Source organism: Prauserella marina, from assembly GCF_002240355.1.
GTDB lineage: Bacteria > Actinomycetota > Actinomycetes > Mycobacteriales > Pseudonocardiaceae > Prauserella_A > Prauserella_A marina.
The window spans coordinates 3,730,625-3,755,194 of sequence record NZ_CP016353.1 but is presented as its reverse complement, the minus strand read 5'-3'; the positions used below and the strand labels follow the sequence as shown (position 1 = coordinate 3,755,194).

The window sequence follows — 24,570 nt, the reverse complement described above, 5'->3', positions numbered from 1 at the left end:
GGCGATGTCGGCGCGGGCCACCCCGCGAACCGCCCTCAGGGACACGTTCGTGTGTCGCGGCGACACTATTCGTTGCCGCAATCGCGCTGCCGCAAGGGATACTGGATCGCGGTGGGCGGAAGAAGCCCGCGCAACCGGTGCGGTTCGCGAGGGTGGGGCGCCGGGCGAAGGGGGTCGGGTGTGATGGATGTGTCCGGTCGGGACCGCTCCGGCGGCAGGGCCACACGGCTGTGGCGGCGGTTGTATCCCGGCCGAAACCCGCTGGCGCGCAGGGGCGACCGGCTGGAGGGGCGCTTGCTCGTGGTGTTGCTGTTGCTGTCGCTGATCGCGTTGCCGATCGCGGCGACGGCGGGAAGCGACACCTATGCCGCCAGGCTGACCGACGTCCAGCGCGAGGCGGGACTCAAACACAAGGCCACCGCGGAACTGCTGGCCGACGCGCCGGTGACCGCCCCGGCGGGCGACGTCGAGACCGTCAAGGTGCAGGCTCGCTGGCGGTTGCCGGACGGTACGGAGCGCGTCGGCACGCTCGCCACCTACCGGGGCAGCGCCAAGGGCACGAAAATACCCGTATGGCTGGACAATTCGGGCGATCTGACCAGCCCGCCGGCCACCAAGGTCGGCGCCGCGACCGACGGGGTCAGTGTCGCGGTGTCGCTGTGGTTCGGGCTCGTCATGGTGTTCTGCCTGATCTTCTTCACCTTCCGGGCCGTGCTCGCCAGGATGCGGGCCGCGCAGTGGGCGCGCGAATGGGCGAGGGTCGAACGCCAATGGAGCAGACGCTGAATCCGCGCGTGGCGCCAACGGAGCCCGGGACGGCCGGGCTCCTCCGGTTCCGCGACAGGGGGGAGGGCGGTGAGATGACCATCTCCGCCCCGCTGATGAAGGCATGGCACGTACGGGTTCCCGGCGCCGTCGAGACCCGGCCATTGGTTCAGACCGAGGATCCGGTGCCCACCCCCGGTCACGCGGAGCTGTTGCTGCGGGTCCGCGCGTGCGGGGTGTGCAGGACGGACCTGCACGTCGCCGAGGGTGACCTTCCGGTGCACAAGGCTTCGGTCGTGCCGGGTCACGAGGTGGTCGGCGAGGTGGTCGCGAAGGGCGCCGGTGCGGGAACCGGGTTCGCCATCGGGGACAGGGCCGGTGCCGCCTGGTTGCGGGACACCTGCGGGAAATGCCGGTTTTGTGTGCGTGGTGCGGAGAACCTGTGCCCCCGTTCGGTCTACACCGGCTGGGACGCCGACGGCGGGTACGCCGACTACACCACGGTTCCCGCCGCCTACGCGCTGCGGCTTCCCGACGATTACGACGACGCCGAACTCGCGCCGTTGCTGTGCGCCGGCATCATCGGCTTCCGCGCTCTGCGGCTTGCCGAGGTACCTCCGGGCGGCAGGCTCGGCATCTACGGGTTCGGCGCGAGCGCCCATCTCGCCGCGCAGGTCGCGATCGCGGACGGGGCGAGGGTGCACGTCATGACCCGCGGCGCTCGGGCGAGAGAGCTCGCCCGTGAACTCGGCGCGGCCTCGGCGCAGGGGTCCGCCGACACCCCGCCGGAACGGCTCGACGCCGCCATCCTGTTCGCACCGGCGGGTGAGCTCGTACCGAGCGCGCTGGCGGCGCTCGACGGAGGAGGGACACTCGCGGTCGCCGGTATCCACCTGACCGAGATTCCCCCACTCGACTACCAGCGGCACCTCTTCCAGGAACGCCGGCTCCGCAGCGTCACGGCCAACACGAGGGCAGACGCCATGGAGTTCCTGCGATTCGCCGCCCGACATCCGCTGCGAGTGAGCGTGACCCGCTACCCGCGGTCGGCCGCCGACCAGGCCCTCGCCGATCTGGCCGCCGACCGCGTGAATGGCGCCGCGGTACTGGTCTGAGCTCGCTCGAAGCGGCCGATTGGAGCTGCCACCGGTCCCCACCTTCTGCTGTAGTCGCGGGTAAGCCGCGCGGAGTGCGAAAGGTGTACCGACATGCCGAGCAAACCGGTTCGCCAGTTGCTGGTCGCGGTGGCGGTGTTCGTCGTGGTCGCGGCGGGGGTCGCGGCCCTGTTGCTGACCGGGCGTGATCGAGACGCCGGACCGGCGAGGCCAGGCAACCCGCCGGAGAGCACCGAACCGGGAGCCCCTGCCGAACCCGGCGAGCGGGTCGTCGTCGTGAAGATCGACAACGTCGCGCCGGCCAGGCCGCAGACCGGGCTGACCGAGGCGGACGCCGTGTTCGTCGAGCCGGTCGAGGGCGGGCTGACCCGGCTCGCGGCGGTCTATTCGACGAGGTTGCCTCCGGTCGTCGGCCCGGTGCGCAGCGCGAGGGAGACCGACATCGACATGCTGGCCCAGTTCGGCCGTCCCACGCTCGCTTTCTCCGGTGCGGCGCCGGAGATCCTGGCGCTGCTACAGGAATCCCCCGTCGACTCGGCGACCTCGGAACAGATTCCCGGCGCTTACTTCCGCGAGGCCGCTCGCCCGCTGCCGCACAACCTGTACGTCCGGCCCGACCAATTGCCACCCGGTCACGGCCGCTCGCCGGCCAGGACGTTCGGCACCGGTCCCGCGCCAGAGGGCGGGCGGGCTTCCGGTGAGCACACCGTGCGGTTCCCCGCGGCGACCTACGACTTCCGCTGGTCGGCCGAACAGGGCAGGTGGCTCGTCGCGCTCGACGGGACTCCGGTGGAATCGGTGGGTCACGGTCAGGTCGGCGCGGCGACCGTTGTGGTGCAACAGGTCCCGGTCAGGGCAGGAGCGCATGTGGAGGACGTGGCGGGAGCGGTGTCGCCGGTCGCCGAGACGGTTGGCACCGGAGCGGTGACCGTGCTGCGCGACGGCCAGGAGTTCGAGGGAACCTGGTCGAGACCGGCCGCCGAGGCGCCGACGACGTTCACGACGGCAGGTGGTGAGCCACTGCGCGTCGCCGAAGGGCCGGTGTGGATCCTGCTCGTGTCCTGACGAACACGCGACGGCGAAGAGTCCACTATGGACACTCCGGCTTGTCGTCCGCCAGCACGGTCAGTGCGGCTTCGAGCGATTCGGCAGGCGAGGACGTGGTGTCGATGTCGGCCGCGCCGGGCCAGTCGTCGGCGTCGGCGGACATCGCCTCGGCGATCGCGGCGTCGGCGTCGGAGAAGGGCCGCGCTGCCCCGGCGGCCTCGGCACGCTCGGCGATGCGGCGCGCGCCGACCTCGGGAGGCGCGACGCACCGCAGCTCGGTCAGCGTGCTGTGTGTCGCGGAGGAGACCTCCCTCGCGCCTGCCCTGTCGCTCGCGCGAATCCACGACGCGTCGAGCACCACGGTTTCGCCCTGCCCGAGTAGTTCCCCTGCTCTGCGCGCCAGTTCCCGGTAGGTGTGCTCGCTGTGTTCCGCGGAGTAGAGACCTTCCCGGTAGTCCGAGGAGGCGTCGTCGGCCGGCGAGCGGCCAGCCAGTTCCTTCCTGAGCCGGTCGCTGCCGATCAGCACCGCGCCGAGCCGGTCGGCGATTCCGGCGGCGAGCGTGGATTTTCCCGTTCCTGGAAGGCCGCCGACGAGGATCAGCCTCGGCTGCCCTTCCCGCAGGTGAGCGAGCGCGAGACCGGCGTACTCGCGTGCTTCCTTCGCCGCGTCCTCGTCACCCTGCCCTGCCCGCAGGCAGGCCACTTTGGCCCTGACGAAGGCGCGGTAGGCGATGTAGTGGTGACGCAACGACGACGGTGCCGGATCGCCGGCGAACGCCGCGTAGTCCTCCAGCAGCGAGGTCGCCAGCGCCGTGGCGCCGAGACGTTCGAGATCCATCGCCAGGAACGCGATGTCGTCGAGACCGTCGAGCCAGCGCAGCCGGTCGTCGAATTCGAGGCAGTCCAGCACCCTCGGCCCGTCGTCGAGGCAGAAGATGTCCCCGGTGAGCAGATCCCCGTGCCCGTCGACGACCTTCCCCTCGGCGATCCGCCTCGCGAACAACGGCTGCCTTCCGGCGAGGAAATCCTCGGTCCGTCGCTCGATCTCGGCCGCGACGTCGTGATCGAGCACTCCGAGATCGCGAACCTGATCGAAGCTCTCGCGCCAGCGGCGCAGGATCGCGTCCCTCGTGCCCTGTTCGGAGATGGGCTCGCCTCGGTCGGCGCCACTGTGGAACGAAGCCATCATGCGGGCCAGCAGCCTGACGTGTGAGCGCACGATCTCGCCGGTCCACTCGTCGGCCGTTCCCGCGCACATCGAGGCGACAAGATCGGTGAGCCGACGGTCTTCCGGCATCCTCTTCATCACGACGAGATGGCCGGCCGGTTCTCCGTTCACGCCGGAGACCTCGGAAACACCGAGGTACACGTCGGGAGCGAGCCTGCGGTTGAGATCCACCTCGCGTTCGCACGCGTGTTTGCGCTTGGCGGGACTGCTGAAGTCGACGAACCCGAAGTCGACGGGCTTTTTGAGCTTGTACGCGCGCCCGCCGAGCAGGAACACCACGCCGATGTGCGTTTCGTGCACCGCGACCGGTGCGGCCGGTTCCGTCATACCCGCTCGTCCGTGCCGCGCGCGGCACCGGTGGTGGTGTTCTTGTCCGGCCGCACGATGAGCACCGGGCACTCGGCGCGGTGCACGAGCGCCTGGCTGGTCGAGCCGAGCAACATCCCCCGGAAGCCGCCTCGTCCTCTGCTGCCGACGACGACGAGCTGCGCTTTCCCGCTCCACTCCAGCAATTCGCGCCGGGGCTTGTCCTGAACCAGCACCCTGGTGACCTTCACGTCGGGATAGTCCTGCTGCCAGCCCGCGAGCCGCTCGGCGAGCCTGCGTTCCTCGACGTCCCGCATGGGCTCCCAGTCGTAGTACATCCTGGCCTGGCTGAACACCTCGTTGTCGGCGTCGCTCCAGGTGTGCACCGCGACGAGGTCGACCCCTCGAAAGGCGGCCTCGTCGAAGGCGTAGCCGATGGCGCGCTCGCTGAGCGGGCTGCCGTCGATGCCGACCACGACCGGACGCCGGTCGCGCGCGGGGACGTCGGGGTAGTCACCTCTGACCGACACGACGGGGCAGCGGGCGTGGCTGACCATGGCCAGCGTCGTGGAACCGACGATGAGCCCGGTCAGGCCGGTGCGGCCGGACGAGCCGAGAACGAGCATGCGGGCCGAGGCCGAGACGCCCAGCAGCACCTGGATGGGAGGGTCGGTCTCGAAGCGCGAGTGGATGTCGACCTTGCCTGCCTCGCGGGCAGCGGCCTCGGCCGTACGCAGGAACTCCCAGCCCTGCTTGCGCAGTTCCTCCCGGAAGGACTCGGGCGGCTGGATCGTCTCCCCGACGTAGAGGTCGGGAAAACCGGCCGCGTACACCAGATGCAGCGGAGCACGGTGCAGGATCGCCGTCGCCGCCGCCCATCGCACGGCGTGCAACGCGGCCTCGCTGCTGTCGACACCGGCCACGATCGGTGTGTTGCCACCCTGTTCCGAGGTCATGGACTCTCCCTTCGGCTGCCGTCCCGGCCGGTATCCCAGCCGGATCTCCAGGATGCCACGGTCGGCGGGCCGGGAATCCTCATGCCGGAAGGCTTTTCGCTCCCGGCTCCGTTGCCTGCCGTGCCGCGAGCCGACAGCACGGCGAGTTCGTCGCGCAGTCCCGCCATCAGCACGGGCAGGTCCCTGACCCGTTCGGGATCGGTCACCGCGGTCACGGTGAGCCTGCCGCCGTAGGACAGCGCGACGAACGAGACCGTCATGTTGCCCTTGACCGTCGACAGTGGAATGACCTCGCTGATGGGCGTGCCGAGAAAGGCCAGCCGAGCAGAGGGGCCCCTGAGATAGGTGACCGAGGTGGACAGCATGCGCTGGTGGTCGACCAGCCAGCGCTACAGCTTCAGCCTCGCGAGGCCGCGGAAGACCGGGCCGACCAGCGCCACGGAGGCGCCGCGCGCGGAACCGAACCTGCCCCTGGTGAGCAACGCGATCGCGGCGAGCCGGTCGATGGTCTTCCCTCCGGTGGGCAGTTCGACGGGCACGGCGACGGCGTGGTTGCCGAGCCGGGCACCGGGGTCGCGGCTGCGGGTGGACACGGGCACCGAAACGACGAGGCTGCCGGTTTCCTCGCCCCGTGCGGCCAGCAGCGTGTGCAGCGCGCCGGTCGCCGCGGTGAGGACCGCGTCGTTGAGCATCCCACCGTGTTCGCGGGTGGTGGCGCGCACGGCCCGCAGATCCGCGCGAGCGACGGCGAAGCGCCTGCGCGGGCCGGTCGGCTGGTTGAGCGAACCGCGCGGAGCCAGCGTGACTCCGCGCGGTCGTAGTTCGCGCAGACCGCGCCTGAGTTTGCCGGCTCCCTTCGGCAGTGTGCGCAGCGTGTCGAGTCTCCTCCGGTTCGCGTCGGCCAACAGCGCGACCGCGCGCGGCTTCGGCGCGGGGAACGCCGGATCGGCCTCGGCCGGAGTCCCGTCGGCCATCCTGGTCAGCGCGGCGAGCCCGCCGACCCCGTCGGTCAGTACGTGGTGCATGACGAACACCAGCGCGGCGTCGCCGCCCGCGAGCCCGGTGACGAACGTGACCGACCACAATGGCCGGTCCCGGGGCAGCTTCCGCGTCACCGAGGTCGTGGCGATGTCGAGTAACGCCTCGTCGTCGCCGGGGGCCGGACAGTGCACGTGCAGGAAGTGCCGGTGGATGCCGAAGCGGGGATCATCGGCCCAGTAAGGGTTTCCGAGCCCGGCGGGCGCGTGCACGAGGTGCTGCCGGAACCGGCGGATGCCGCTCGCCCTTTCCGCGACGGCGGCAGCGACCACGTCGGCGTTGAGCGCGGACCCTCCATCGAGTACCAGGATTCCGGCGATCTGCATGGGCGGGTCACCCAGGTCGGAAGCCAGGGTCATCAGGTCTCCGCCGCCCATGCGCTCGACGGGTGTCGTGTGCCCGTTCATGCTCGCCCCTCACCGCGGTCTCGGTCCGGCGCCTTTTCCCGCACGGTACGTCCTCCCGCGCGCGCCGACCGGGTTCGTTTCCTGCCTTGCGCTGACGAGTGAACGGGCATCGCGGTGTTCGGGAGGGACCAGGGGACCGGGGCAGTGAGCACGGGACGGCCGTCGGATCACAGGCTGACCAGTTCGAACGTCGCCGACGGTGTGTCCCTTCCGCAGGTGCGTGCCATGTGCCAGGCGAGGTGACCAACACCGGTCGGCGCCGCGGGCAACCGCGTCCTGCCGATGGCGAGGTAGCCGTTGGGGCTGCGGGTGACCACGTTCATCGCCCCTGCCAGCACGGCGATCCCGAAGGCGAGCACGTCGGCGCGCAGGTCGTCGTCGAGGTCCTCGGCGAGGCCGACCATGCCCCGCACCGACCCGTCGTCGTCCATTCCGGCCGCCACGGCGCCGCCGAAGCCCTCGCTCGCCTCGACGGGCACGTCGAAGACCCTGATCTGACCTTCCAGCGCGACGGCGCACAGCTTGGCCGAGGGCGTCGTGAGCATGGGGTCGTCGATCGGGCTGTGCTCGGGCGCGTACGGCGGGCGGCGGCCGACGGGGACCCCGCAGACCGGGCACGGGGCGCCCTCGACGTGCTGTTGCGTTCGCCGGTCGTTCATCGCGACCTCCGGTCGGCCGGGAGTGTGCTGTCACCTCCGTGCGCATCCACCATGCGCGGGGGAGGCGCCAGCCGGACAGGGCTGTAGGTACCTCCCACGAAGGGCTTTCGACCTACGCGCGCCCGCCGCGATGCGGTCACCATGAACGAGTGATCGCCGAGGAGGGCAGACGATCGTGAACGGCAATGCTCCGATACTGGCAGGTGTCGACGGGTCCACCTCGGCGTTGAGGGCGACGGCGTGGGCGGCACGCACTGCCGCACGGCGGCACGCGCCGCTGGTTCTGGTGTCCACGATGCTCATGCCCGTGCCCTACGGGGCGGGAATCGGCCCCCCTGCCGGCTACTTCTCCGGTTTGGAGGCCGAAGGCGAGCGGCGCCTCGCCGAGGCGGAGGAACACGCCAGGCTCGCGGCGGCCGGTGCGGGAGAACTGACCGTCAGCACGGAGTTCCACATCGGCAACCCGGTCCCGATCCTGCGGGAGCGGGCCCGCGCCGCGCGGATGCTCGTACTCGGCACAAGGGGACTCGGGGAGCTCACCGGGACGTTCGTCGGCTCGGTCGCGGTCGCCCTCGTGTCGCATGGCCCGTGCCCGGTCGCTGTCGTCAGGGGGAGGGGGCAGGACGGCGAGCCGCCCGCCGAGGGGCCGGTGGTGGTCGGCGTCGACGGCTCCTCGACGAGTGAGGCCGCCGTGGCCGCGGCCTTCGAGGAGGCGGCTGTACGAGGGACGTCGCTGATCGCCGTGCACGCGTGGAGCGACGCCTCCTTCGCGGCCATGGCGGGTCTTGAGGGCCTCGGCACCGAAGGGCTCGCATGGGACGAGATCCAGACCAAGGAGCGCCTCGTGCTGGCCGAACGGCTCGCGGGCTGGCAGGAGCGCTACCCGGAGGTGTCCGTCGAGCGGGTCGTGCGCAGAGACCGGCCGCTGCGCGGCCTGCTCGAACCCGCCGCGCGAGCGCAGCTGCTCGTCGTCGGCAGCAGGGGACGCGGTGGATTCAGCGGAATGCTGCTCGGCTCGACGAGCAACGCGCTCGTGTACTCGGCACCGTGCCCGGTGCTGATCGTGCGCCGTCAGCCGGGTGGGTGACAGCCAGTTTCGAGGTCCCACGACGTGGGGAAGACGAACACAAAGAGTGAGGGGACATGGTGATGAGCAAGATCGTCGTCGGTGTGGACGGTTCACCCTCAGCGGTGAACGCGGCGGTGTGGGCGGCGCGGGACGCCGCCGCGCGAAGCGAGGTGCTGCGCCTCGTGCACACCTACTTCGTGCCGATGCGGGGTTATCCGGGGTTCCTCGCGACCTATCCCGAGGTGAGGGAGGGAATGCGGCACCAGGGGCAGATCTGGCTCGACGAGGCCAGGACGGCGGCCGAACAGGCAGCGCCGGGTGTCGAGGTGGAAACCGATCTGCTCGAAGGCGAGGTCGTGCCCGCGTTGCTCGAGGAGTCGGCGGGGGCGCGGCTCGTGGTGATCGGCTCGCGGGGGCTCGGCGGATTCACCGGCATGCTCGTCGGGTCGGTGGCTGTCGCGCTGGCCGCGCACGGCGACTGCCCGGTGACGGTGGTGCGCGGCGCCAAGCCCAGCGACCAGCCTCCGGTCAAGGGGCCCGTCGTGGTCGGGGTCGACGGCTCGGAGGCGAGCCTCAACGCGCTGGAGTTCGCGTTCGAGGAAGCTTCGGCACGAGGCGTCCGGCTGATCGCCGTGCACACCTGGAACGACGTGACCCTTGAGGCGACACTGCGCATGTACCCGTTCTCCGTCGATCCCGCCGACGTCGACGCCGAGGAGAAGGCGGTGCTCGACGCGCAGGTGGCGTTGTGGCAGGACAAGTTCCCCGGCGTCGAGGTCGAGACGGTCGTGGAGCGCGGACGGCCCGTGCGCGCGCTGCTGGAGCGCGCGGGGCGGGCCCAGCTGGTGGTGGTCGGCAGCAGGGGCCGAGGGGGGTTCACGGGCATGCTGCTCGGGTCGACGAGCAGGGCGCTCGTCACGCACGCGCCGTGCCCTGTCGCCATCGTCCGCCCGCCAGCGGGTACCGGCCGGGCCGAGACGGACGGGGCCGCGTAGATGCGGGCCGAGGAGCTGATGTCCCGCCCCGTGGTCACGGTGACCGAGGAGACCACGGTCAAGGAGGCGGCCCGGCTGCTCTCCGAACACGGGTTCACCTCGTTACCGGTGGTGGCGGGCGACGAGCGGCTGACGGGGATCGTGACGGAGGCCGACCTGTTGCGCGATCAGATCCCGCCCGGAGTCAGGGGCGGCAGGCCAGCCGTGAGGCAGGTACCGCCGACGACGGTCGGTGAGGTGATGACCAGCCCCGCGTCGTCACGCTCGCGGAAAGCGGACATCGCGGAGCTGGTGTCGGTGCTGCTGACCGAGGGATTTCACGCGATGCCCATTGTGGACAGTCAGCGGGTGGTGGGAATCGTGACGCGCAGAGACGTGGTGCGCGCGCTGTCCCGCGACGACACCACGATCGCCAGGGATGTGCGTCGGCGGCTCATGATCTACGGGGGAGCGGACCGGTGGACCGTGGCCGTGCGCGACGGGGTCGCCAGCATCGTCGACGAGTACGACGATGCGGCCGACCGGCACGTGGCGACCCTGCTCGCCGAATCGGTACCGGGAGTCACCAGCGCCACCACCATTCACCGGCCCGCCGACTGACCACGGGACCGTCGGCGTCCCGCGATCACCGCCGCCGAGTCACAAGGTCAAACCAGGCGGGTGTTCGTCCTGGTCAGCGAGCTGAACAGGGACCTAATGCCCTGCTATCGGGGGACGACTGACCGCTGCGTGCGGCGGGGTATCCGGTCGATGCTTGAGGGAGGTGTTCACCTCCACCGGTGACCGCGACTTGGAGGGCTGATGGCTGACCCGATACCCGGTGCCGACTCCCGCTCACGCCTCGCCGTCGAGGCCGCGTTGCGGGCCGCGGTCAGGGCTCCCTCTCCGCACAACACCCAGCCGTGGCGGTTCGTCGTCGAGGAAGGGGACGTCGACGTGCTGCTCGACCGGGCGCGAGTGCTGCGGGTCGCCGATCCCGAGGGGAGGGAGGCACTGCTGGCCTGCGGTGCCGCCGTACTCAACCTGCGGCTCGCCTTCGCGGCGGAGACGCTGGCGAGCACGGTCGAACTGCTGCCGGACAAGGCGGTGCCCGACCTGCTCGCCAGGGTCCGGCAAGCGGGCCAGCGCACACCGACCACCGAGGAACTGCGGCTGGCCAGGATGATCGGCCGCAGGCACACCAATCGCAGGCCCTTCGAGGAAAGGACGGTGCCCGCACACGTGCGGCACACCCTGACCGTGGCAGCCGCGGAGGAAGGCGCGCGGCTGATCCTGCTGGAACAGCCACGGCTCGACCGGCTCGCCGTGCTGCTGCGCAGGGCCGACCACGAGCAGTCGGGCGACCCCGCTTTCCGGGCGGAGCTGCGGGCCTGGACTCACGAGGGCGACGGCAGGCGCGACGGGGTCCCCTATTCGGCTGGTGGTCCGCGTGCGCTGAGGGAAGGACTGCTCGCGCTGCGCGACTACGCGGCCGACAGTACGGAAAGGCACGAGCGGGAGTTCGAACGCGCGCCGCTGGTCGGCGTGCTCACCACGACCGGTGACACGCGGCGGCACACGCTGCGCGCGGGGCAGGCGATGGAGCGGGTTCTGCTCACCGCCACGGCCGCCGGCCTGAACGCCTCGTTCCTCGCCCAGCCCATCGAGATCGGCTCAGTGCGCGAGGAACTGCGTTCGATGCTCGGGGAACACGAATTCCCGCAGACGGTGCTGCGGTTCGGCTTCGGCTATCCGGGCGGGCTCACTCCGCGCAGGACGGTCGACGAGGTCACGAGATGGGGTGGGTGGCGTGACGGTTAGCCCGGTGCTGGCTGCCGGTACCCGGCACGTGTGGTCGGCGCAGGAGAAGGGCGTACTCGCCAGCGCCGCGCGCACCGCCCTGCACTGCGGGGTGGGCAGCGCCTGGACCCTGCGGATGTGGGAACACGACGTCGAGCTGCACGAACGGTTTCACGCCACCAGCTGGCACCACGAGGGAGCTGGAAGGGACAGGGTCATCGCGTGTGGCGCCGCGCTGGCCGGTGTCGTGGTCGCCGTGCGGGTGCTGGGCTGGCTGCCGGAAATCATGATGCTCGGCGACGCGGCGCGCCCTGAGCTCGTCGCCACCGTCGGCGCGCGTGCCAGGCACCGGCCCTCGGCGCGCGACGTGCGCTGGTTCAAGGCGGGATTCGGCAGGCGATGGCATCGCGGAACGCTCGACCCGGAAGAACTCGACCCCGCGCTGGTAGACGAACTGGTGTGCGCGGGAACCGGCCAGGGAGTGAGCGTGGTGCCGGTTTCGGCGTTCGCCCCCGGCAACCGCAAGCAGCCCCTCGAACCGGGGCTGCTCATCGTCACGGCGGCGGACGGCCGCAGGGACCAGGTCGCGGCGGGGGTCGCGATGCAGCACTGCGCTCTCGCAGCCTCGGCACGAGGCTTGACCGCTGAACCGAGGACCGGTCCTTTCCAGTTCCGCGAATTCCGCAGGCGCGTGTTACGCGGCAGAGGACTCAGCGGCAGTCCCCAGCTTTTGCTGCGCCTCGGTGAACGCGGACCGGTTGAGCCGGGCTCGCGGCAGGGATAATCTCCCCGGATACCACGTTTGCCCGACACGGCACCCCGGCCGGGTGGCTCCGGCGTCACGGCGGGCAGCGGGACGGACGGAGAGTGGATGCCCGAGAACCCGGGGACCGGTGACGCGGCGCGGCGCGAGCCCGCCTCGGAGGGACTCGCCGGGCTGCGACTGGACGAGCTGTTGCACGAGGTGCAGGAGCGGCTGGCCCAGATCGTCAAGACCAGGGACCGGTTGCAGGGGTTGCTCGACGCCGTGCTCGCCGTCGCCACCGGGCTGGAACTGGACTCGACGCTCCAGCGCATCGTGCAGGCGGCGACCGAACTGGTCGACGCCAAGTACGGCGCGCTGGGCGTGCTCTCCGAGGAAGGCGGTCTCTCCGAGTTCGTCTACGTCGGCATCGACGAGGCGACGAGGTCGCGGATGGGGCACCTCCCGGAAGGCAAGGGACTGCTGGGCGTGCTCATCGAGGAGCCGACGCCGGTGCGGGTCGCCGACCTTTCGCGGCATCCGGCCTCGGTCGGTTTTCCCCGCAACCATCCGCCCATGCACAGCTTCCTCGGTGTTCCGGTGCGCGTGCGCGATCGGGTGTTCGGCAACCTCTACCTCACGGAGAAGCGGGACGGCGCCGAGTTCACGCCCGACGACGAGGTGGTGCTACAGGCACTGGCAGCCGCGGCGGGGGTCGCCGTCGACAACGCGCGGTTGTTCGAACAGTCGCGCACGCGGGAACGCTGGCTCGGCGCCGTCGCCGAGATCAACGGGGAACTGCTCGGCGGCGCGTCGGTCGACGCGACGCTGCGGCTGATCGTGCGGCGCGTATGCGAACTGGCCGAGGCGGGCGACGCGTTGCTGCTGCTGGCCGAAGACGAGGGCACGGAACTCATCTCGGTGGGCGTCGTGGCGGGGGAGCGGGCCGCCGGCCTGCTGGGCATCACCGTGGACACGGTGGGACGATCGGAGATCGCCGAAGCCATGCGGGTGGGGGAACCCCGGCTGCTCGCCGACCTCGCCGCGGTGCTTCCCGACGAGCCGAAGGTGGGTTCCTCCGGTTTCGGCCCAGCCGTCGCCGTGCCGCTGAGCGGCTCCTCCGGCGCCGGTGGCGTGCTCATCGTGGCGAGAGCGAAAGGGGAGGCCGGCTTCGGAGCCGAACAGTTGCCGATGTTGTCCTCGCTCGCCGACCAGGCCGCCGTCGCGCTCGAATTCGCGGAGAAGCAACGCAATCAGCGACTGCTCGACGTGCTCGCCGATCGGGACCGGATCGCGCAGGATCTGCACGATCACGTCATTCAGCGGTTGTTCGCCACCGGGATGAGCCTGCAAGGCACCCTGCGCCGCATCACCGATCAGCCGGCCCGCGACAGGGTGCAGCACTCGGTCGAGCAACTGGACCGCACCGTGCGGGAAATCCGTACGTCCATTTTCGACCTGCACACGGCGGGAACCGACCGCCCGGCGAGCCTGCGGCGCAGGCTGCTCGACGTGATCACCGACGTGTCGGCCGACGCGACGGTGTCGCCTTCGATGCGCGTGTCGGGTGCCGTCGACACCTTCGTGCCACCGACACTGGCCGAGCACGCGGAAGCGGTGCTGCGCGAAGGACTCAGCAACGCGCTGCGGCATTCGGGGGCCGACGACATCGTGGTCACCGTCGACGCCAACCCGCGCGAACTGACCATCGAGGTCGCCGACAACGGCGTCGGCATCTCCGGCGGCGGTCACCGCGGCGGGCTCGACAACCTCCAGCGCAGAGCCGAACAGAGCGGCGGGACGGTGTCGGTGGTCTCCGGCGAGCACGGAGGAACCATCATGCGCTGGCGGGTACCGCTCGGGTAGTCCCGCCGTGCCTACTCCTGAGGTGGTTTCCCGCCACCGGACTTGCGCAGCTCGGTGGCCAGCACGGCGGCCTGCGTCCGTCGCTGCATCCCCAGTTTGCCGAGCAGCCGCGACACGTAGTTCTTGACCGTCTTCTCGGCGAGGAAGAGCCGCTCGGCGATCTCCCTGTTGGTCATCCCCTCACCGATCAGCTCGAACACCGCTTTTTCCTGCTCCGACAGCGAGGAGACCGGATCGGCCTCGACCTTTTCCCTGCGGATGCGGCTCATGAGCGCCGCCGTGGTGCGGCTGTCCAGCAGCGAACCGCCCGTGCCGACCGTCCTGACGGCGGAGACGATGTCCGAACCGAGTACCTGCTTGAGCACGAACCCCGAAGCCCCGGCCATGATCGCGTTGAAAAGGGCCTCGTCGTCGGCGTACGAGGTCAGCATCAGGCAACGCAGGCCCGCGACGACCGACAGCAGTTCCCTGCACAACTCGACCCCGTTGCCGTCGGGAAGCCGGACGTCGAGCACCGCGACGTCGGCGCCGGAACCGGGAACCCTGGCCAGCGCCTCACTCACCGACGCCGCCTCGCCCGCGATCTCCATGTCCCGCTCGTCCGCGAGCAGGTCGGCAAGACCACGGCGCACGATTTCGTGGTCGTCGACGAGGAACACGCGGATCGTCACCCCAACACCATAGCCCGGCACGGCGGCCACGAGGTGATCCAGAAGTCGCCAGGCGCGGGGGACTTTCGGCACTATCGACCGGGTGAGCGGCAGCGTGGCCGGTTGACTGAGGCCGGAAGTCCCTTGCCGCAAGGGACTTCCGTATCGTGCGAAGCCGCCGGGTTTCCGGGATGGTGTCAGTCATGAGCGAGCGGCACGAATGGTCGGCGGGTGAGACCGACGTGCTCGCGCGCGCGGTGGTGAGGGCCCCTTCCGTGCACAACACGCAACCGTGGTCGCTGGAGCTGGCCGACGGGCAGGCCGCGTTGTACGAGCGTGCCGACCTGGCGCTGCCCTTCCACGATCCGCTTGGCAGGGACAGGTCGATTTCCTGCGGTGCCGCCGTCGAGCACCTCGAACTGGGCATGCACGTGCTCGGTGTCGCCACCGATCTGCGGCTGCTTCCCGAACCGGGCGACCCCGCCGTCGTGGCCAGGCTGCTCGTCGCCGGTTCGCGCGTGCCAACGGATGTGGACCTGCACCGGTACTCGGCCATCGCCCGGCGGCGCAGCTACCGGCACCGGTTCGCGGCGACGGCGGTGTCCGGCTACGCCCGCAAGGATCTGCTCGCCGCCGCCTCCTTCGAGGGCGTCACGGTGAAACCGCTGCACGGGAACGCGGAGTTCGCCGCGCTGGCCGATGTCCTGGAGTACGCGGGTGTGGCGGCCAGAGCCGACCGCGGCTACCAGCGCGAACTCGCTCTGTGGACGATCAGGGACGAGAGCACGCACGAACACGGGGTCGGCATCGCGGGAAGCGCGTTGCCGGCCTCGACCTTGCCGTGGGCCGGGATCGTGCGCGCCCGCACCTCGGTACCCGACCGGCAGACGCTGGCCGAGCGGCTGGCGGGCGAGACGGTGCTCGTGTTCGGCACGGCGGGGGACACCAGGATCGATCACATCCGGGTCGGCATGGCGATGGAACGCACCTGGCTGGCCGCCGTCGACATGGGCCTCGTCGCGGCGGTGCAAACCCAGCCGCTGCACCTTTCCGAGGTCCGCGCGAGCCTCGCGACGTCACTGGGACTGCCGGGCCGCCCGCAGTTGCTGATGCGGGTGGGACACGCGGCCGGTCCTGTCCCGCAAAGTCCCCGGCGCCGCGAGGCCGAGCTGCTGCGGCCCCCGCCGGGCAACGGAAACGGCACGAGCGGGGACAACGGGAACCACCGGCGAGCGGGCGGTGACAGCGGGGCGCCCGCGGCCCGCGCCGCACCACGACGGTGAGTGACGGCCCAGCTAACGCCGGGACGTCTCGTCGCCGAACCCACGGCGCCGGGCCGCGAAGACGGCGGCTTCGGTGCGGCGTTCGAACCCCAGCTTGTGCAGCAGCGACGACACGTAGTTCTTGACCGTTTTCTCCGCGAGTACCAGTTCCGCGGCGATCTGCCGGTTGGTCAGTCCCTTCGCGACGAGATCGAGCACCCTGCGTTCCTGCGGGCTCAATGCCGCGTAACGCGGGTCGGGCTCGCGCTCGCCGCGCAGCTTCGTCAGCATCGCGTCGGTGAGGTGCGTGTCGAGCAGGGTCCCGCCGCTGGCCACCGTGCGCACGGCCGAGATCAGGGCCGCGCCGGAGATCTGTTTGAGCAGGTAACCGGCCGCACCGGCCATGATCGCCCCGAAAAGGGCCTCGTCGTCGGAAAACGATGTGAGCATGAGACACGCGGGCGGTGGCTCGATGGCGGCGCGGATGTCCCTGCACACCGTGACGCCGACTCCGTCAGGGAGGCGGACGTCGAGGATCGCCACGTCAGGGCGCGTGTCCGGGATCCTCGCCAGTGCCTCCGCGGCGGTTCCCGCCTCGCCGACGACGCGCAGGTCCTCCTCGGCTTCCAGTACCGTTCGCAGGCCGGTGCGCACGACCTCGTGGTCGTCGAGCAGGAACACCGAGATGGTCATGCGTGTCCTCCCTGAGTTCGCGCGTCATGTCGGGGCAGCCGCACCGTCCAGGTGAGCCCCGTGCCCGCACCGGGGACCCCGCCGATCGAGAACGTGCCGTCCCAGTCGGCGGCGAGTACCTCCAGTTCGGCGATCTCACCGTCCTGTCCCGCCCGTTCGCCCGGGTGGGCGGCACCGTTGTCGGCCACCGTCGTCGTCAGGGTGCGGCCCGCGCGGTCGACCACCACCTCGACGGTCGCCGCGGTCGCCTCGGCCCGCCGCGCCGCGTGCGTGAGGGCTTTGTCCACCACGGCGAGCAGGTCGGCCCGCATCGCGGCGGGGATGGCCGTGTCGAGCGGGCCGTCGAACGACAACCTCGGCTCGAACCCCAGCGTGCCACGCAGCCCGAGGCACAGCCTGAGCAGGTCGGCCCGCACGCCACCGGGAGCCTCGACGGGATGTTGCAGCGAGAAGATGCTGTTGCGGATGTCCTTGATGGTCCGGTCGAGATCGTGGACGAACCCGCTGACCAGAGCGCCGGCCTTCGCGTCCGTGGTGAGCTTTCCCAGCCCTTCGAGACCGAGGCCGACGGCGAAAAGCCGCTGGATCACCAGATCGTGCAGATCGTGTGCGATCCGTTCGCGATTCTCGAACACGGCGAGCTTGTGCCGGTCTTGCTCGGCCCTCCCGAATTCGAGCGCGAGCGCGGCCTGGCTGGCGAACATGCGCACGAGCTGCACGTCGTCGGCGTCGAAGGGCACCGTGCCATGTCCCCTGGCGACCAGCAGAACTCCCACCGGGAGGTCGCCGACGGTGAGCGGTACCGCGATCGCCGAGTCGAGCGCGGTCACCAGATCCGGCATCGTGGCTCCCGACCAGCCGCTCTGGTAGGTCGCGGCCAGCGTGCCGTAGTCGCGGACGAGCACCGGTTCGCCCGTGGTGAACGCCTGCCCGGTGGCCGTACCCCGCACCGAGACGGACAGTCCGCTCGCGTCGGCCGGTACCGGGCCCTCTGTCGCCACCACGTCGAATACCAGCTGGTCAGCGCGTTCGTCTGGTCTGGCGATCGCTCCGACCGCCGAACCGGACACGATGCGCGCCCTTTCGGCGATGAGCCGTAGCGCGGCGGCGGGATCGTCGCCGCGCAGCAACACGCCGGTGATCTCCTGCGCCGCGGTCAGCCAGCGCAGCCGCAGTTCGACCTTGCCGTACGCGGAGGCCATGCCGATCAACGGTGCCATCGCGGTCACGAGCCCGGCGACGGCGTCCTCGTCGTGCTCGGTGAACCCGCGCTCGTCGGCGCCGTCGTGGTCGCCGCCGGAGAGCTTGTCGGCCAGCAACAGCTGCCCGAACAGGGTGTCCTCGACGTACACGGGCATCCGCAACACCGATGTCGTCGCGGGAAAGCCGCCGGGAAGCGGATGTCCGGCACCGTTCGTGGCGCTACCGGACACCAGCAGCCGCTCCGGCTTCGCCTCCGAGGGACCCTTTCCGGCGGTGGTGCGCTCGCGCGACCACACGGGTTCGGCGGGGTTCGCGCCGAGGCCGACGGTCACGACGTCGGTGTAGCCCTCGCCGCCCTGGTCCGCCGCCGTGCTGGGGACGAGCACGAACGCGCCGTGGCTCGCGCGGGTGAGCCGGGTGGCCGCCGCCGCGATCCTCGCGAGCACCGCGGCCGGTTCCGGCACCGGGCTCCCACCGTGCCCGGCACGCGCGTCGAGCACGTCGAGAACACCGTCGAGCAGGCGGCGGACGCTGGTCTCGTTCACCACGCCCCCAAAAAATGGCCGGCTTGTGTGCTCGGATTCTAAGCACGAGCCCGCCACGGTGGATACCGGTCACCTGGTCAGCCGAACCGCCGACCGGACACGAGTTCCATCGGAATCCACAGCACACTCTCGGTGCCCGTCAGCGGCCACGGCGGGGACGGAAGCGTGGCGAGGTCGCCGTCGCGTGGTTCCAGTACCTTGCCGAGCACCGTCACGTACCAGCCGCTGGACAAGTCCGGCGCGACCGCGTCGACCTCGAAGGCCACGACGTTGCCACGAGCGGAGGCGAGGAACGTGTCCTCTGCCGAGGCGAGGCAGCCGACAGCGCCCTCACCGACGGTGAACCGGACCGGTCGCACGGCAGGCAGCCCGCGGTGGCTGAACACGATCCTGCCGACCTGTGCCGTCGCGAGCAGCGCGACGCATTGGCCACGGTCCAGCACCTCCACCCCGAACGAGTCCCGCATCGCGCACGATCCCTGTGTTTGACGATCCGGCCATTACGGTGGGGCCTTCTCGATCGTCGCGGTAGGGCCGTTCGGCCCGCGAGTTGCCTCGCTTCGCGTCAGTGCGGGTGCACCGTCGAGGGCAGCGCGAAGTGGACGGTCTCCCTCGTGATCTCCCTTTCGGACACGGTGACCGGGCCGAGGCCACCCAGCGCGGCGATGACGTCCTCGACCAGTTTCGGTGGCGCGGAGGCGCCCGCGGTGAGGCCGACGGTGCTCGCGCCGGCGAGCCAGCCCGGCCGGATGTCACCGGCGTCGTCGATGAGGTGCGCCGGTGTTCCGTTGCGGCGGGCCAGTTCGACGAGCCGGGCCGAGTTCGACGAGTTCGCCGAGCCGACGACGAGCACCAGGTCGGCGTCCTCCGCGATCGCGGTGAGCGTGCTGCCGGTTGGTGGTGGCGTAGCAGATGTCGTCGGATCCTGGCCCGCGCAACGCGGGAAACCGCTGCCGCAGTGCCTCGACCACTTCCGCGGTCTCGTCGACGGCCAGCGTCGTCTGGGTGAGGTAGGAGACGCGGGACGGGTCCCGCACCGTGAGGGCGCGTGCCTCCTCGGTGTTCTGCACGAGCACGGTGTTCTCCGGTGCCTCGCCGAGAGTGCCCTCGACCTCCTCGTGCCCCTCGTGGCCGATGAGGACGACCGTGTCACCGCGGGCGGCGAACCGCCGTGCCTCGGCGTGCACCTTCGTGACGAGGGGACAGGTGGCGTCGATGACGTCGAGACCGCGTTCGGCGGCTTCCTCGTGCACGGCGGGGGAGACGCCGTGCGCGGAGAACACCACGGTCGCCCTGTCAGGGACCCCGTCCAGTTCGTCGACGAAAACGGCGCCCCTGCTCTCAAGATCGGCCACGACGTGTCTGTTGTGGACGATCTGCTTGCGGACGTAGACGGGTGCGCCGCGCTGCGCGAGTACCTTCTCGACCACCTCGATGGCCCGTTCGACCCCCGCGCAGAACGAGCGCGGGGCGGCGAGCAACACCGTTCTCGGCCGTGCCGCGGCCAGGCACGAGGCCATGGCCGAGGCGGCGGCCGTCACCATGTGCGAACCGAGATTGCCCTCGTCGTCGGCCGCGGCGACCCCGAGCCCGGCCGGCCCTCCGCCGCCGGGCAGTACGGCGCACAGGGTCAGCCCGTCGTGGGTTTCCCTTGCCGCGCTGTCCAGCCGGAGCCTGCCTCTTGCCAACGGCACCCCTTGCCGCCGCAGCTCACCGGCGAGCAGCACGGCGGCGGGACAGGGAGTAGGCGGCCCGCCCGTGGTGAGCAGCTCGTCGGCGACGAGCACGACGTCCGCGCGCGGTCGTCCCGGCCTGTTGGCGGCGATGATGCTTTGCGCTGCGGTGACCGACATTCCGGAAGACTCCTTGCTTTCGTGCTAGTGATCGCGGGAAGTGACCAGCTTGGCCAGCGCCGTCAGCTCCGCTCTCGCGCTCGCCGACGAGGCCGCCATCGTGAGATCGCTCAGGGCTTCCTCCAGCAGCGAGTCCGCCCGCCGCACGCACCACTGCCTTCCGCCCGCCGCCTCGATGAGCCCGGCGGCTCTGGGCAGGTCGGAACCGGAAGGCGGTTCCTCACGGGCATAGAGCGCGGCGAGTTCGGCTCCCTCCTCGGTGCCGGAGGTCAGCGCGAGCACTGCCGGAAGTGACTTCTTCCGGTTGCGCAGGTCGGAGAAGGCCGGTTTGCCGGTGACGGATTCGTCGCCCCAGATGCCGAGCAGATCGTCGATGATCTGGAAGGCGAGCCCGATCCGCTCGCCGAACCGGCGCAACAGCGCCACCTGATCCGGTTCGCCCCGGCCCGCCATCGCGCCCAGCGCGCACGCGCAGCCCAGCAGCGCGCCGGTCTTGTGCTCCGCCATCCGCACACACTCGGCGAGGCCGACGTCGTTTCTGCTCTCGAACTCCAGATCGGCGCTCTGGCCGGCCATCAGTTCCTGCACGGCGGTGTTCAGGGCCGGTACGGTATCCGTTGCCGAAGGGGATCCCGGCGAGGTCAGTACCTCGAAGGCCAGTGCCAGCATCGAGTTGCCAGCGAGGATCGCGGCGTCGGAGCCGAAGACACTCCACGCCGTGGGCCGGTGCCTCCTCGTGGTGTCGCCGTCCATCACGTCGTCGTGCAGCAGTGAGAAGTTGTGCACGAGCTCCACGGCGACCGCACCCGGCACGGCCGCCGTGGACTCGCCCCCGACGGCCCTCGCCGCGAGCAGCACGAGCGCGGCGCGCAGGGTCTTGCCGCCGGATGCCGTCGCCGCGGTACCGTGTTCGTCCCACCAGCCGAGGTGGTATCCGCTGGTGTTCCTGATGGGAGCGGGCAGTGTGCCGACGGCCGCGCGCAACGCCGGGTCCACAATGGACCGGCACCGTGCCAGCACGTCGCGGGCATCCCGCGCCGCCCGTGGTGGTACCCGCGCGGCGGCGTCCTGTTTCGCCGTGGTGTCCAGCAGGCCCGACATGGTGCTCACCTGCCGATTTCGACGGATTCGAGAACACCCACCGCGTCGGGAACCAGGATGGCCGCCGAACAGTAAGCGCTGACCAGATAGGACATGATCGCCTTCTCGTCGATGCCCATGAAACGCACCGAAAGGCCAGGCCGGTACTCATCGGGGATCCCGGTCTGGTGGAGACCGATCACCCCGTTGTCCTCCATGCCCGTGCGCATGACGATGATCGAGCTGGTTCCGGTCGAGCTGACCGGGATCTTGTCGCACGGCAGGATCGGCACCCCTCGCCACGCGGCGGCGACGCCACCCTCCACGGGTACCGGCTCGGGGTAGAGGCCCCTGCTGGTGCATTCCCTGCCGAACGCGGCGATCGCGAGCGGGTGGGCGAGAAAGTACTGGGACTTGCGCCGTCTGCTCAGCAGTTCATCGAGGTCGTCAGGGGGCGGGGGACCGGTGCGGGTGTGCACCCGCTGACCCAGATCGGCGTTGTGCAGCAGGCCGAATTCCCTGTTGTTGACCAGATCGTTCTCCTGGCGTTCCCGGAGCGCTTCGATGGTGAGCCGGAGTTGCTGCTCGACCTGGTTCATCGGGTTGTTGTAGATGTCGGCGATGCGGGTGTGCACCCGCAGTACGGTCTGCGCCGCGGCGAGTTCGTACTCGCGGGGTGAGGTCTCGTAATCGACGAACGTGCCGGGAAGGCTGACCTCGCCGTTGTGCCCCGATGACAGTTCGATGTTCGCCTCGCCCTGTTTGTTGTGCGCGGGCCGTGCTCTTGCGCGCACGTCGTCGAGATGGGCGCGCAGCTCGGCCGAGGTGTCGATGACCTGTCGCGCCGCCTGCTTCGGCAAGCTCAGCACAGTACACCGGGTGAGCGCTTTGACCGTGTAGTCCCAGATTCCCTGTTCGTCCAGCAGCAGGGAGTCGCCGAAGAAGCGGCCGTCGCCGAGGACGTCCAGTACGGTGTCGTCGCCGTACTCGCCGGTGCCGATCTTGCGGGCCTTGCCGTGTGCGATGACGACGACCTGATCGATCTCGTGTCCGAACTCGACGATGACGTCACCCGGTTCGTAGTCCCGCTGGACGAACCGTTCGGCGAGCGCGCCGAACACCGTTTCCTCACCGAAGTCCCGCAGCGGGCCGAATTCGCCGAGTTCGGCGGGGATGACACTGACGGCCGATCCGGTGTTGACGCAGGTGACCCTGCCGTCCCCGAGGGTGTAGGTGAGCCTGCGGTTGACCCTGAACGCGCCGCCTTCGGCCTGGATCCACGGCAGCACCCGCAGCAGCCAGCGGGGCGAGATGCCCTGCATCTGGGGAACGGACTTGGTGGTGGTGGCCAGATTGCGGGCCGCGTCGGTAGCGAGACTCTGCCGGGGCGCTACCGCCTCGGTCTCGGGTTCTGTGACGGTCACCGGTTACCTCCGTGCACGTAGTGCCTTGTGGACTGAGTCGCTGGCTGGCTGACGTCGTGGCCTGGCATCGGTCAGCTCTCCCTGCCGACCTCGGCGCCTTCGAGTACGGCGAGTGCGTCGGGAACGAGTACCGCCGCCGAGTAGTAGGCGCTGACCAGGTATGAGGTGATGGCCGTTTCGCCGACTCCCATGAAGCGCACCGAAAGACCAGGCCGGTACTCGTCGGGAATCCCGGTCTGGTGAAGGCCGACGACGCCCTGGTTGTCCTCTCCCGTCCGCATGAGCAACACCGAACTGGTCCTCGTGTCGCTGACCGGGATCTTGTTGCACGGAAAGATCGGAACCCCGTGCCATGCCGGGATCCGGTGCCCTCCGACGTCCACACTGGAGGGATAGATACCGCGCCTGCTGCATTCCCTCCCGAACGCGGCGATGGTGCGCGGGTGCGCGAGGAAGAGGCCGGGTTCCTTCCACACCATGGCGAGCAGCTGATCGAAGTCGTCGGGTGTCGGAGGGCCGGTGCGGGTCGGCGTGCGCTGGCTGAGGTCGGCGTTGTGCAGCAGGCCGAAATCCCTGCTGTTGATCAGTTCGTGTTCCTGGCGTTCCCGCAGCGCCTCGATGGTGAGCCGGAGTTGCTGATCGAGCTGATTCATCGGCTGGTTGTACAGATCGGCGACCCTGGTGTGCACGCGCAGCACGGTCTGCGCGACGCTGAGCTCGTACTCCCTCGGTGAAGCCTCGTAGTCCACATAGGTTCCCGCGAGCCGGATTTCTCCGCTGTGGCCAGACGTCACCTCGACGTCGGCTTCACCGTGCAGATTGGCGGCGGCCTCCTCGGCGGAACCGAGCTGCTCGATGTGGGCCAGCAGCGCCGGAGCGCGTTCGGTCAGCGCGGTGAAGCTCGCGGCAGGCAGCACGAGCGCGGTACACGAGGTGACGGCTTTCGTCGTGTACTCCCACAGACTGTCCGGGTTGGTCAGCAGTTCGTCGCCGACGTAGTCGCCGTCGGCCAGCGTGCCGAGCACGACGTGCTCCCCGTACTCGCCAGGGCCGATCTTGCTGACCTTGCCGTGCGCGATGAGCACGATCTCGTCGACGCTGTCGCCGAATTCCGCGATGACCTCGCCCGGTCCGTACTCGCGCTGGACGAACCCTTCGGCCATCGCGTCGAGGACGGTGGTGTCGGGAAACTCCCTGAGCGCGGCGAACTCGCGAAGTTCGGGCGGAACGACCTTGATCCGCGCGCCATCGTTGGTGAAAGAGACCCGTCCGTTGCCGACCGTGCAGGTCAGCCTGCGGTTGACCCGGTAGGTCCCGCCGGCGGCCTGGACCCAGGGCAGCATCTTGAGCAGCCAGCGCGACGATATCCCCTGCATCTGCGGTTCGGATTTGGTCGTCGTCGCCAGGTTCCGCGCTGCCGCCGTGCCGAGGCTCTGTGCTTGCTGTTCCCCGGAGCCGAGGTCGGGCTCTGTAACCGTCACAATTCACACCACCATTTCTTGAAGGAAAAATAAGCGTTTGAATGGGGACCTGGACGACAATTCGGCCACGGCGCGCCGCTGTGTTTCAAATGCCGATAGAAACGACACTAGCAGTGGGTGTCGGCTTCAGTACAGTCGCCCGACTGTGCACTCCGTGACGGCCACAGATGAATTAAAGGTGCGCCATTCTGGTTGCCGCCGAATGTGTCGTGGGGTTGGTGGTCAAAGTAGAGCGAGGACGGGCTGTGCCGCCGCTGGCGGTCACGCGGCGAGTAGTCGATGGCCTGCTCGGCGGACAGTCTACTGCGGAGCGTGATTTCGCCTGCTCCGATAGGGTTCAGTGTGCTCGCGGTGACGGCATGTGTTCGATGAGCTTCGTGCCGGACGCGCGAGTCGTCGGTGCGGCG

At 70.0% G+C, this 24,570-nt stretch carries 22 protein-coding genes and 1 pseudogene; 10 read left to right on the top strand and 13 right to left on the bottom strand.

Translation table 11 applies throughout. The features are described 5' to 3' along the window. The first annotated feature begins 183 nt into the window (after positions 1-183). The 3 genes from BAY61_RS17620 (at position 184) to BAY61_RS17610 (ending at position 2,945) form a co-directional block, all read left to right on the top strand. Positions 184-786, top strand: a complete 603-nt coding sequence (locus tag BAY61_RS17620; protein WP_091808648.1) for an Rv1733c family protein — start codon at positions 184-186, stop codon at positions 784-786. A 95-nt stretch (positions 787-881) separates the two neighbouring features. Continuing rightward, positions 882-1,880, top strand: a complete 999-nt coding sequence (locus tag BAY61_RS17615; RefSeq protein ID WP_091808988.1) for a zinc-binding alcohol dehydrogenase family protein — start codon at positions 882-884, stop codon at positions 1,878-1,880. Positions 1,881-1,973: 93 nt separating this feature from the next. Next, positions 1,974-2,945, top strand: a complete 972-nt coding sequence (locus BAY61_RS17610; protein WP_091808646.1) for a DUF3048 domain-containing protein — start codon at positions 1,974-1,976, stop codon at positions 2,943-2,945. Between the two features lie 25 nt (positions 2,946-2,970). On the opposite strand, the gene BAY61_RS17605 is transcribed toward BAY61_RS17610, so the two are convergent. From BAY61_RS17605 to BAY61_RS17585, 5 genes are all read right to left on the bottom strand, one after another. Next, complete coding sequence (locus tag BAY61_RS17605) at positions 2,971-4,482, bottom strand: bifunctional aminoglycoside phosphotransferase/ATP-binding protein (protein ID WP_091808644.1); 1,512 nt, start codon at positions 4,480-4,482, stop codon at positions 2,971-2,973. Beyond that, positions 4,479-5,417: a universal stress protein gene (locus BAY61_RS17600; RefSeq protein WP_091808643.1), complete on the bottom strand. Its 939-nt coding sequence runs from the start codon at positions 5,415-5,417 to the stop codon at positions 4,479-4,481. The genes BAY61_RS17605 and BAY61_RS17600 overlap by 4 nt, the downstream gene beginning before the upstream one ends. Beyond that, positions 5,414-5,782, bottom strand: coding sequence for a WS/DGAT domain-containing protein (locus BAY61_RS17595; RefSeq protein ID WP_091808641.1), 369 nt, complete (start codon positions 5,780-5,782; stop codon positions 5,414-5,416). The genes BAY61_RS17600 and BAY61_RS17595 overlap by 4 nt, the downstream gene beginning before the upstream one ends. Positions 5,783-5,806: 24 nt before the next feature. Then, a complete protein-coding gene (locus BAY61_RS17590) occupies positions 5,807-6,862 on the bottom strand; it encodes a wax ester/triacylglycerol synthase domain-containing protein (RefSeq protein WP_091808639.1) in 1,056 nt (351 codons plus the stop codon). A gap of 167 nt (positions 6,863-7,029) precedes the next feature. Further along, on the bottom strand, positions 7,030-7,521 hold the full coding sequence (locus BAY61_RS17585; RefSeq protein WP_091808637.1) for a hypothetical protein: 492 nt from the start codon (positions 7,519-7,521) through the stop codon (positions 7,030-7,032). Positions 7,522-7,696: 175 nt separating this feature from the next. On the opposite strand from BAY61_RS17585, the gene BAY61_RS17580 reads away from it, so the two are divergent. From BAY61_RS17580 to BAY61_RS17555, 6 genes are all read left to right on the top strand, one after another. Beyond that, positions 7,697-8,608 (top strand): universal stress protein, encoded by a 912-nt coding sequence (locus tag BAY61_RS17580; protein ID WP_091808635.1) that lies wholly within the window; start codon positions 7,697-7,699, stop codon positions 8,606-8,608. 62 nt (positions 8,609-8,670) lie between these two features. After that, positions 8,671-9,585 (top strand): universal stress protein, encoded by a 915-nt coding sequence (locus BAY61_RS17575; RefSeq protein ID WP_091808986.1) that lies wholly within the window; start codon positions 8,671-8,673, stop codon positions 9,583-9,585. Continuing rightward, entirely contained in the window at positions 9,586-10,185 is a 600-nt protein-coding gene (locus tag BAY61_RS17570) for a CBS domain-containing protein (RefSeq protein WP_091808633.1), read from the top strand. Positions 10,186-10,386: 201 nt separating this feature from the next. Further along, entirely contained in the window at positions 10,387-11,385 is a 999-nt protein-coding gene (locus BAY61_RS17565) for an Acg family FMN-binding oxidoreductase (RefSeq protein ID WP_091808631.1), read from the top strand. Next, positions 11,375-12,148: a hypothetical protein gene (locus BAY61_RS17560; protein WP_091808984.1), complete on the top strand. Its 774-nt coding sequence runs from the start codon at positions 11,375-11,377 to the stop codon at positions 12,146-12,148. Before BAY61_RS17565 ends, BAY61_RS17560 begins: the two co-directional genes overlap by 11 nt. Positions 12,149-12,235: 87 nt before the next feature. Continuing rightward, positions 12,236-13,972, top strand: a complete 1,737-nt coding sequence (locus BAY61_RS17555; protein WP_091808630.1) for a sensor histidine kinase — start codon at positions 12,236-12,238, stop codon at positions 13,970-13,972. A gap of 11 nt (positions 13,973-13,983) precedes the next feature. Here the strand turns inward: BAY61_RS17555 and BAY61_RS17550 are convergent, their stop codons facing one another. Beyond that, a complete protein-coding gene (locus tag BAY61_RS17550) occupies positions 13,984-14,643 on the bottom strand; it encodes a response regulator transcription factor (RefSeq protein WP_091808982.1) in 660 nt (219 codons plus the stop codon). Positions 14,644-14,825: 182 nt separating this feature from the next. Between BAY61_RS17550 and BAY61_RS17545 the strand changes: the two genes are divergently transcribed. Continuing rightward, positions 14,826-15,905, top strand: coding sequence for an Acg family FMN-binding oxidoreductase (locus BAY61_RS17545; RefSeq protein ID WP_091808628.1), 1,080 nt, complete (start codon positions 14,826-14,828; stop codon positions 15,903-15,905). A 12-nt stretch (positions 15,906-15,917) separates the two neighbouring features. Here the strand turns inward: BAY61_RS17545 and BAY61_RS17540 are convergent, their stop codons facing one another. From BAY61_RS17540 to BAY61_RS17510, 7 genes and pseudogenes are all read right to left on the bottom strand, one after another. Continuing rightward, positions 15,918-16,577: a response regulator gene (locus tag BAY61_RS17540; RefSeq protein ID WP_091808626.1), complete on the bottom strand. Its 660-nt coding sequence runs from the start codon at positions 16,575-16,577 to the stop codon at positions 15,918-15,920. Further along, positions 16,574-18,328 carry a GAF domain-containing sensor histidine kinase gene (locus BAY61_RS17535; protein WP_091808624.1) on the bottom strand — a complete coding sequence of 585 codons (1,755 nt, stop codon included), beginning with the start codon at positions 18,326-18,328 and terminating at the stop codon, positions 16,574-16,576. Before BAY61_RS17535 ends, BAY61_RS17540 begins: the two co-directional genes overlap by 4 nt. 74 nt (positions 18,329-18,402) lie before the next feature. Then, on the bottom strand, positions 18,403-18,792 hold the full coding sequence (locus BAY61_RS17530; RefSeq protein ID WP_091808622.1) for a pyridoxamine 5'-phosphate oxidase family protein: 390 nt from the start codon (positions 18,790-18,792) through the stop codon (positions 18,403-18,405). A 98-nt stretch (positions 18,793-18,890) separates the two neighbouring features. Further along, positions 18,891-19,845 (bottom strand): annotated as a pseudogene (locus tag BAY61_RS17525) (4-hydroxy-3-methylbut-2-enyl diphosphate reductase). A 357-nt stretch (positions 19,846-20,202) separates the two neighbouring features. Further along, a complete protein-coding gene (locus BAY61_RS17520; protein ID WP_091808980.1) occupies positions 20,203-21,279 on the bottom strand; it encodes a family 2 encapsulin nanocompartment cargo protein polyprenyl transferase in 1,077 nt (358 codons plus the stop codon). A 5-nt stretch (positions 21,280-21,284) separates the two neighbouring features. Then, positions 21,285-22,682, bottom strand: a complete 1,398-nt coding sequence (locus BAY61_RS17515) for a family 2B encapsulin nanocompartment shell protein (RefSeq protein ID WP_170140265.1) — start codon at positions 22,680-22,682, stop codon at positions 21,285-21,287. A gap of 71 nt (positions 22,683-22,753) precedes the next feature. Beyond that, on the bottom strand, positions 22,754-24,163 hold the full coding sequence (locus BAY61_RS17510) for a family 2B encapsulin nanocompartment shell protein (RefSeq protein ID WP_091808621.1): 1,410 nt from the start codon (positions 24,161-24,163) through the stop codon (positions 22,754-22,756). Positions 24,164-24,570: the final 407 nt, after the last annotated feature.

Excerpts from the sequence above, each read along its gene's own strand:
- BAY61_RS17620 (WP_091808648.1), top strand. The coding sequence starts at position 184 with ATGGATGTGTCCGGTCGGGACCGCTCCGGCGGCAGGGCCACACGGCTG.
- BAY61_RS17615 (WP_091808988.1), top strand. The coding sequence starts at position 882 with ATGAAGGCATGGCACGTACGGGTTCCCGGCGCCGTCGAGACCCGGCCA.
- BAY61_RS17610 (WP_091808646.1), top strand. The coding sequence starts at position 1,974 with ATGCCGAGCAAACCGGTTCGCCAGTTGCTGGTCGCGGTGGCGGTGTTC.
- BAY61_RS17605 (WP_091808644.1), bottom strand. The coding sequence starts at position 4,482 with ATGACGGAACCGGCCGCACCGGTCGCGGTGCACGAAACGCACATCGGC.
- BAY61_RS17600 (WP_091808643.1), bottom strand. The coding sequence starts at position 5,417 with ATGACCTCGGAACAGGGTGGCAACACACCGATCGTGGCCGGTGTCGAC.
- BAY61_RS17595 (WP_091808641.1), bottom strand. The coding sequence starts at position 5,782 with ATGCTGTCCACCTCGGTCACCTATCTCAGGGGCCCCTCTGCTCGGCTG.
- BAY61_RS17590 (WP_091808639.1), bottom strand. The coding sequence starts at position 6,862 with ATGAACGGGCACACGACACCCGTCGAGCGCATGGGCGGCGGAGACCTG.
- BAY61_RS17585 (WP_091808637.1), bottom strand. The coding sequence starts at position 7,521 with ATGAACGACCGGCGAACGCAACAGCACGTCGAGGGCGCCCCGTGCCCG.
- BAY61_RS17575 (WP_091808986.1), top strand. The coding sequence starts at position 8,671 with ATGAGCAAGATCGTCGTCGGTGTGGACGGTTCACCCTCAGCGGTGAAC.
- BAY61_RS17570 (WP_091808633.1), top strand. The coding sequence starts at position 9,586 with ATGCGGGCCGAGGAGCTGATGTCCCGCCCCGTGGTCACGGTGACCGAG.
- BAY61_RS17565 (WP_091808631.1), top strand. The coding sequence starts at position 10,387 with ATGGCTGACCCGATACCCGGTGCCGACTCCCGCTCACGCCTCGCCGTC.
- BAY61_RS17555 (WP_091808630.1), top strand. The coding sequence starts at position 12,236 with ATGCCCGAGAACCCGGGGACCGGTGACGCGGCGCGGCGCGAGCCCGCC.
- BAY61_RS17545 (WP_091808628.1), top strand. The coding sequence starts at position 14,826 with ATGAGCGAGCGGCACGAATGGTCGGCGGGTGAGACCGACGTGCTCGCG.
- BAY61_RS17540 (WP_091808626.1), bottom strand. The coding sequence starts at position 16,577 with ATGACCATCTCGGTGTTCCTGCTCGACGACCACGAGGTCGTGCGCACC.
- BAY61_RS17530 (WP_091808622.1), bottom strand. The coding sequence starts at position 18,792 with ATGCGGGACTCGTTCGGGGTGGAGGTGCTGGACCGTGGCCAATGCGTC.
- BAY61_RS17520 (WP_091808980.1), bottom strand. The coding sequence starts at position 21,279 with ATGTCGGGCCTGCTGGACACCACGGCGAAACAGGACGCCGCCGCGCGG.